The following is a 7,350-nucleotide window of genomic DNA, read 5'->3' as shown; positions in this document are numbered from 1 at the left end:
GCCATGGTCTGGCCGATGGTCGCGGCCGGCACCAGCAACGACGAGATCCAGTTCGCCAAGGGCGTCCGCCCCGACTTCGGCGACGACCTCGACTAGGTCCTGTCCGGTCGATCTTGGCGGATCAGCCCGCGGCGTTGGGCGCCCGGCTGGGCGTGCGCCCGGATCGCCCTCGTACTGGACGTACTTGGGCGGTTCGGGCGTGCGTCCAGGCGGGATGCCCGGCATCGCGGGCCCGGCAAGATCGGCCGGACAGGGCCTAGTCCGCGGCGACGCGGGTGCAGCGCGGCTTGACCGGGCGGCCGGTCATGCCGGCGCTGCTGTGCGGCGCCGGTGGCACATGGTGGTGCCGGGCGACCGCCACAACGGACGCCACCATGCCAACGGCCAGCAGGGCCACGGCCGTCAGGGTCGCACCGTCGGGGTGGACGAGCGACTGGCCGCGCAGCGCTTGCCAGGTCAGGATCGCCAGCACGCCCGCGTAGGTCCCGGTCGCCACCAGGACCAGGCGCAGGCGCGTCCGCTCGTCGGCCAACCGCGGGAACCTGCGGGACAGTGTGATCAGCAGCCAGGCGAAGAGCGGGATGGCCTGCAGCGCGTGCATTCCGACGAAGTGGGGGATGCGCAGGTCGCCGCCGGTGCTGCTCCAGCCGGTGATGGCGATGCCGGGCGAGTCGTCGGCGACGCCGACGCTGTGTGCCCCCACGATGCCCACGGCGGCCCCGCTGCGCATGGCACCGAGTTGGGCAGGGGTCGGGCTGGTCATGAGGAAGCCGAATGCCATGCCCACCAGTGCGAGGAGCAGGCCGAGCCGGACGGACCAGGTGGCCGCGCGGTCCCCGGTCCGCTCGCGGAACAACCTGGCCGCGATGCCGAGGTTGGCCAGCCACAAGGTGACGATCGAGGCGGCCATCGCGAACCAGAGGCCGGCGTCCAGCGGTGTGGCGACGTTGAAGTGGCTCTGCCTGCCGCGGAGCACCTGGCCAACGACGACCACCATCTCGATCACGTTGGCGGCGGCAATCGTCGTCCCGAGCCACCAGACCCAGCGGGGGGCCGTGCGGCCCAGGGACAGCATCCACGCGAGGGTCACCGAATAGATCGCGATGGAGAGGGAGAACTTGAAGGGCTTCAGCCAGATCGGCTCCCCGACCAGGATCCGGTCGTCGACCGCGAGGCCGACGGCGGATGCCAGGGCGAGGGCCGCCATGGCAGCGGCGAGCAGTACCAGCGGGCGGTGCCAGAGGCGGATCGTCATCATTTCCTCGGAGAGTGGACTGCACGGCGTTGCTCTACGCCACGCTGTGCTCGGAGTTGATTCACTGAACGCGGCTTCGGCCCGCTCCTGACTTCGCCGCAGGGTCTGCACAGCCCGACAGCCGATGCCGCGCACGTGGCGCTACCGGCTGAGCCGCGCCCGCCACCACTCGACGGTTGCCCCCAGTGCCTCGTCGATCGGGGTCGACACCTCGCCGAAGGTCGCGGTGTACGCCTGGGAGTCGAGCACGAACGGCCGGTCGAACTGGTACTGCACCTCCCGCAGTTCCCCGAGCATGGGGTTGACCAGGCCGACCAGGTGGAGTGGCCACCAAGGAATCCGGCCGACCCTGGCCGGCGGCAGACCCGCCAGCCGGCACAGGTGCCGGACCGCCTCCCGGGTCGACAGCGGCGGGGCGGTGGGAACGTGCCAGGCGCGTCCCCACGCCCGCTCGTCGGTACCAAGCCGTACGAGCGCACGGGCGATGTCGGGGATATAGGTGAAGCTGTGCGGTGCGTCCGGGTTGCCGATCAGCCTGACTGCACGGCCGGCCAGGAGCGCGGGCATCATCCGCTGGGCGAGGTGGCCGGCCTCGGTGACGCCGGGCCCGAAGAAGTCCGAGGCGCGCGCCTCCGCGACGCGGATCCGGCCGGCCTGGTGCCGGGCCAACGCGTCGCGCCACATGCCGATGCGGACCCGGGCCTTGGTGCCGGTGCCTGCGAGCGGCAGGTCCTCCGTGATGGGGGCGTCGACGGGGCCGTAGCCGTACAGGTTGCCCATCGTCACCAGCACCGAGCCGGCGGCCTCCGCCGCGTCGAGGAGGGCGTTCGAGATCGGCGGCCAGTCGGTGGGCCACCGGTGGTACAGCGGGCTCGCGCAGTTGTAGATCACCTCGGCGCCCTTGGTGGCTTGCCGGAGTGACGCCGTGTCAGTGACGTCGAGCGCCGTACTCCCGTCGCCGCCGGAGCGACTCAGGACGACGACCTCGTGCCCCTGTTCGTCGAGCAGTCGCGCCGTGGTGGCGCCGACGGGGCCCTTGCCGATGACGATGTGCCGTGCCATGCAGGTCCTCCTGGGGAATTGAGAGAGCAGTGCTCTCTTCATTGAGGAGTGTTCGCGCAGCGGCGGGGAGAAGTCAAGAGCAGTGCTCTCTCTTGTGTGCACTGCTCTCGAATGAGAGGATGAACGGCATGACGGCATCGCAGACCGCGCGGCAGCTGGCCCGCGCCGAGCTCACTCGCGCGATCAAGGAAGCCGCCACTCGCCAGCTCGCCGAGACCGGGGCGGCCGCACTGTCGCTCCGCGCGGTGGCGCGTGACCTGGGCCTGGCCTCCTCGGCGCTGTACCGCTACTTCCCCAGCCGGGACGCACTGCTCACCGCGCTGATCATCGACGCGTTCAACGCGGTCGGAGCGGCCGCGGAGTCAGGGGCGGCGTCCGCCGCTCCCGCCGATCCGGGCGCCCGGTGGCTTGCCGCATGCCGGGCGGTCCGCCAGTGGGCCCTGGCCCACCCGCACGAGTTCGCCCTGGTCTACGGCTCGCCCGTCCCCGGCTACCAGGCCCCCACCGACACGGTCGACCCCGCCACCCGGGTCACCCGCCTGATGGCCGGTCTCGTCGTCGAGGCACACGCCTCGGGCCTCCTGCGACCCCCCACGCAGCCGCTCCCCGGGCCGAGGCTCGTCGCCCAGCAGGTGCTCGACAGCGCGGGAGGGGCACCGGCCGAACCGTACGCGGACCTGGTGGAACGGTCGCTCACCCTGTGGATCTCCCTGATCGGCACGATCAGCTTCGAGCTGTTCGGTCACCTGAACGAGGTGATCACGGACTACCCCGCGTACTTCGACGCCGCCATGACCATTGCCGCCGAGGCAATCGGGCTCGATGTCCTGTCGCCTCCTGCGTGACACCCCACTACCAGCGGCCCGGTCCGGCACCCGCGGTGGACACCGGCATGGCCCATCACGAGGACGGCGCGCACCGGGGCCTGCGGCGTACGCGCTCCTCGCGGACCGCGCCCGCCCCACGGGCGGAGGCCGCACGTGGGACGGGCGCAGATGGAGCGACCGGATCAGGCGGTCGGGAGGTTGCGAGCGGCAGCCTCGGCCTTGTCCGCGTGCTCGGCAGCGGCCTGCGCGGCCTGCTGGGCCTGGGCGGCGTGTTCGGCGGCGGCCTGCGCGGTGGCCCGGGCCTTCTGCGCGTACTCGGCAGGAGTCTGGGCCTGGGCGGTCGCCTTGGCCGCGTCCACCGCCGTCTTCGCCGACCCGTAGGCATCACCGCCTGCCGACGGCTCACAGCGTGCTGAAGGCGCCCTCCACGGCCTCGCACGTGGCGTCCAGATCGTCCTCCGTCACCGCGGCGGAGACGAACCAGCAGGCCATGCCGAAGGCGTTGACGTGGACCCCTCGCCCGAGCAGCGCGTGGCGGAACGCGCCGTGGCGGGCCTGGTCGGCGCGGAGCAGGTCGCGGTACTGGCGGCTCGGCATCCCGTCCGCGGTGAACACCGTCTGGAACATGGCTCCGACGCCCTGCACCACACAGGGGATGCGCCGGTCGTGGGCGGCCCGTTGGACGGCCTCCATGATCCGCAGGCCGCTCTCCTCGATGTGCTTCGTGACGGCCGGCTGGTTCAGGTGGCGCAGCGTCACCAGTGCGGCGGTCGCGCACAGCGGCGAGGCGTTGTAGGTTCCGCCGTGCTTGACCCGCCCCGCGGCCAGGGGTTCCATCACGTCGCGCCGTCCCGCGAAGGCCGCGATGGGCAGGCCTCCGCCCAGTGCCTTGGCGAAGACGGCGAGGTCGGGCACGACCCCGAACAGCGCCTGGGCGCCTCCGGGGCCGGTGCGGAATCCGGTGCAGACCTCGTCGAAGACGAGGATGATCCCGCGGGCCGTGCACTCCTCCCGCAGCAGACTCAAGTAGCCCGGCGCGGGCATGGTGCAGGCGTTGTTGGCCACGATCGGCTCGCAGATCACCGCCGCGAACTCGCCGCGGTGGGCGTCCAGGACGGCTCGGAGCGCCGCGGGATCGTTCCACGGGCAGACGACGACGTCGCCGACGACCCCGGCCGGGATGCCGGGGGAATGGGGTACCGCGTGCGGCGCGGCGTAGGGGCCGGCCTCGGCGGCGTCGGGGCGGTTGGAGACGGCCAGGGTGTCCGACCAGCCGTGGTAGTGGCCCTCGAACTTGAGGACCTTCGAGCGCCCGGTGTAACCGCGGGCGGCCCGCACGGCGCCCTGCACCGCCTCGCTGCCCGAGTTGGCGAAGCGGACGAGCTCCGCGCAGGGCACCATCGCCTGGATCAGCTCGGCGAGTTCGACTTCGACGGTGTTGCAGGTGCCGAACATCGTGCCGGTGTGCAGGACGGCGGTGAGCGCGTCGGTGAGCTGCGGGTTGGCATGGCCCAGGACCGCGCTGCCGTAGGAGACCAGGTAGTCGAGGTACTCGTTGCCGTCGACGTCCCGGATGCGCGCACCCGAGCCGTCGGCCATGTAGAGCGGGTAGGGGTTCGGACCGGTCGAGGTCATCCGGGCGGAGGAGCTGATGCCGCCGGCCAGCGACGTCTGGGCCCGCTCGAACCACCGGCGGCTGCTGTCGGTTGCGCCCGGCGGCTGGATACGGCCATTCATGTACGGCTCCTGTTTGGTCGAGGGTTGGTCGGGCACGCTCGGACTGCCCTTCGTAGGCGTGGAATTGACGGGATTCGTGGAGAAGATGGGACGTGGGCATGGCTGTGAGGACGGCTGTCGTCACCGGAGCGGGCAGCGGGATCGGGCGGGCGTGCGCCCTGGGCCTGCTGGCGGACGGCTGGACGGTGGTGCTGGTGGGTCGCCGCAAGGGCCCGTTGGACGGGACGGTGGCGCTCGCCGACTCCGCCGGTCGTGACCGCGCGGTCCCGCTTTCCGTCGACATCACCGATCCGGCGGCCGTGGACGGCCTGTTCGACTCCGTCGTGGAGCGGTTCGGCCGGCTGGACCTGCTGTTCAACAACGCGGCCGACGTGATGCCGTACACCCCGACCGAGGACGTGGCCGTCGAGGACTGGCACCGGGTGATGGACTCCATCGCCACGGGGACCTTCCTCTGCTCGCGCGCCGCCTTCCGAGTGATGAAGCGTCAGGATCCGCGCGGGGGAAGGATCATCAACAACGGGGCGCCTTCCGCACAGGCGCCCCGGCCGGACTCCATCGCCTTCACCGCGGCCAAGCACGCCGTGGCCGGGATGACGCGCTCGCTGTCCCTGGACGGCCGCCGCCACGACATCTCCTGCGGCCAGATCGACATCGGAAACGTCACCCCGCCGGACGGCCCCCAGCCGGCGGTCCTCCAGGCCGACGGGTCACGGCGGGTCGAACCCACCATGGACGTGCGGCACGTCGTCGACACGGTGCGGGCCATGGCCGACCTGCCCCCCGGGGTGAACATCCAGTCCGTCCTGGTCATGCCCAGTGCCATGCCGTACGTCGGGCGCGGGTAGTCCGGCCACGTACGCCTCGAACCAGTTGCCGGGCGCCAGCCGCCCGGCCTGGTCCCAGGCGAGCATCCGGTGCAGCCCGTCCAGATGGATCAGCCCTTCGCGGACGGTCAGGCACTCGTAGTCGGGACCGGGCGCCGGACGGGTGCTCAGGTAGAGGGGAAGGCAGTCGGCCGCGCTCTGCCGGGCGAGCTTGTACGCGCACAGCGGGTTGGACCGGGCGTACGAGGCGCCCAGCGCGGCGAGCCGGTCGGACGTCGCGGCCACGCTCAGCCCGGTCCTGGGGATGAGCTCGGCCGCACCGTCCTCGCCCAGGTGCCAGGGGAGCACCACCCCGCGTACCTCGGGCCCCTCCAGCAGCACGCGATGCCAACGGCCGCCCGACCCGAGCTGGGCATTGCGGATGTGCCCCTCGGCCTCATCGTTGGAGTTGGCCTCGTCAGCCCCGTCGAAGGGGTGTTCACGGGCGAAACGGCGCATGACCGTGTCGAATCGCACCGCTCCCAGAATCCTCATCCGCCGGACCTCTCCATTTCTTCGTACTCGCCGAAGTGCCGCTCGGCGAAGAGCTCCGGCCACCCCGCGTCCAGGCCGCGGGCGCGCCCCACCGCCAGCACCTGCCGCCAGTACGGCTTGACCGGGGACCACCGCGTGCCGGTACGACAGTACGAGCCGTCGATCATGTAGCGGGGCCCCGTACCCGGATCCGCCCCGGGGGCGGACCTACGCGTGTGGAAGAGCGCCGAATGGAGCACGACGGTGGACCCGGGCGGCAGTTCGTCGATGACCGTCTCCCCCGGCAGCACACCCGTTCCCAGGTGGCTCCGGGCGTCCTTCTCGGCCACCTCCCGGTGCGAGCCGGGCAGGACGGCCAGACCACCCAGCTCCGGCTGGAGCCCGCCGATGTAGTGCAGGGCGTGGATCATGGGGAGGCGGCGGTCGCGCTGGGGCCGTTGCTCGTAGTCGTGGTGCCAGCTCTTGCCCGCTCCCCCGGCCGGCCGCCGGTCGCTGTGCAGGTGGTGGAAGACGAAGGACGGCCCGAGCAGCTCGGGGCGGCCGAGCAGGTCCAGCAGTGCCGGCAGCACCGCGAGCTCACCGTGCGCCGGCAGGTCCAGTTCGATCACCTCCAGTGCTCGCGCCCCCGGACGCAGACTGGCCTCTATGGACCGCTGACGCCACCCTTCCTCCACCCATCTGTCCACCTCCGGAACGAGGCGGTCCACGAGACCGGCCGGGAGGAAGCCCGGCAGCACCAGGAAACCGTCCTCCGTGAAACTCCCTGTCTGAACCTCAGCGGTGCGGACCTCTGCCACGTGTCGAATCCCCGGTTCACTCGATTGTTACCCCGATGACGCCAGAACGCTCCCGACACGTCTGTCCACACCCGCCACGGAGCATGCCCGGAGTCCGGCGAACGTCCAAAAAGCACACGCTCTCGGGGTCAGAACCACCCTTGATCGACAGGCCAGTTAGGGGAATCCCGCGTTCCGCGGGGCGTCCGCCATCGGCCTGGCCCTCCAGCCGCCTTCGGAGATCTGACGCCATCTCAAAACATCACTCCAAGGTGGGGTTTGGCTCAATGAACCCCAACTTCAATGCCGAGAAGCCGACGGGGTGGCGGCTG

At 71.4% G+C, this 7,350-nt stretch carries 7 protein-coding genes and 1 pseudogene; 2 read left to right on the top strand and 6 right to left on the bottom strand.

Going from position 1 to position 7,350, the window contains the following annotated elements:
* Positions 1–256: 256 nt before the first annotated feature.
* Positions 257–1,258, bottom strand: a complete 1,002-nt coding sequence (locus ACFV6I_RS35820; protein WP_380337955.1) for a hypothetical protein — start codon at positions 1,256–1,258, stop codon at positions 257–259.
* A gap of 138 nt (positions 1,259–1,396) precedes the next feature.
* Positions 1,397–2,317: an NAD-dependent epimerase/dehydratase family protein gene (locus ACFV6I_RS35815; protein ID WP_380337958.1), complete on the bottom strand. Its 921-nt coding sequence runs from the start codon at positions 2,315–2,317 to the stop codon at positions 1,397–1,399.
* A 128-nt stretch (positions 2,318–2,445) separates the two neighbouring features.
* On the opposite strand from ACFV6I_RS35815, the gene ACFV6I_RS35810 reads away from it, so the two are divergent.
* Positions 2,446–3,162, top strand: a complete 717-nt coding sequence (locus ACFV6I_RS35810) for a TetR/AcrR family transcriptional regulator (protein WP_063351429.1) — start codon at positions 2,446–2,448, stop codon at positions 3,160–3,162.
* Positions 3,163–3,326: 164 nt separating this feature from the next.
* Here ACFV6I_RS35810 and ACFV6I_RS35805 read toward each other — a convergent pair whose 3' ends face one another.
* On the bottom strand, positions 3,327–3,503 hold the full coding sequence (locus tag ACFV6I_RS35805) for a hypothetical protein (protein ID WP_380337961.1): 177 nt from the start codon (positions 3,501–3,503) through the stop codon (positions 3,327–3,329).
* 43 nt (positions 3,504–3,546) lie between these two features.
* A complete protein-coding gene (locus tag ACFV6I_RS35800; RefSeq protein ID WP_380430107.1) occupies positions 3,547–4,881 on the bottom strand; it encodes an aspartate aminotransferase family protein in 1,335 nt (444 codons plus the stop codon).
* Between the two features lie 98 nt (positions 4,882–4,979).
* Here ACFV6I_RS35800 and ACFV6I_RS35795 point away from each other — a divergent pair, with 98 nt between their 5' ends.
* On the top strand, positions 4,980–5,729 hold the full coding sequence (locus ACFV6I_RS35795; protein WP_380430104.1) for an SDR family oxidoreductase: 750 nt from the start codon (positions 4,980–4,982) through the stop codon (positions 5,727–5,729).
* Between the two features lie 36 nt (positions 5,730–5,765).
* Here the strand turns inward: ACFV6I_RS35795 and ACFV6I_RS35790 are convergent.
* Positions 5,766–6,206 (bottom strand): annotated as a pseudogene (locus tag ACFV6I_RS35790) (DUF6309 family protein); the annotation flags it as partial.
* A 32-nt stretch (positions 6,207–6,238) separates the two neighbouring features.
* Positions 6,239–7,039 carry a phytanoyl-CoA dioxygenase family protein gene (locus ACFV6I_RS35785; RefSeq protein ID WP_380430101.1) on the bottom strand — a complete coding sequence of 267 codons (801 nt, stop codon included), beginning with the start codon at positions 7,037–7,039 and terminating at the stop codon, positions 6,239–6,241.
* Positions 7,040–7,350: the final 311 nt, after the last annotated feature.

Origin of the sequence: Kitasatospora sp. NPDC059803 (assembly GCF_042732255.1) — a bacterium.
In the GTDB taxonomy this organism is placed as follows: domain Bacteria; phylum Actinomycetota; class Actinomycetes; order Streptomycetales; family Streptomycetaceae; genus Kitasatospora.
Note: the sequence above shows the minus strand (reverse complement) of the source record. Positions and strands in the feature narration are given on the sequence as shown.

Excerpts from the sequence above, each read along its gene's own strand:
- ACFV6I_RS35820 (WP_380337955.1), bottom strand. The coding sequence starts at position 1,258 with ATGATGACGATCCGCCTCTGGCACCGCCCGCTGGTACTGCTCGCCGCT.
- ACFV6I_RS35815 (WP_380337958.1), bottom strand. The coding sequence starts at position 2,317 with ATGGCACGGCACATCGTCATCGGCAAGGGCCCCGTCGGCGCCACCACG.
- ACFV6I_RS35810 (WP_063351429.1), top strand. The coding sequence starts at position 2,446 with ATGACGGCATCGCAGACCGCGCGGCAGCTGGCCCGCGCCGAGCTCACT.
- ACFV6I_RS35800 (WP_380430107.1), bottom strand. The coding sequence starts at position 4,881 with ATGAATGGCCGTATCCAGCCGCCGGGCGCAACCGACAGCAGCCGCCGG.
- ACFV6I_RS35795 (WP_380430104.1), top strand. The coding sequence starts at position 4,980 with ATGGCTGTGAGGACGGCTGTCGTCACCGGAGCGGGCAGCGGGATCGGG.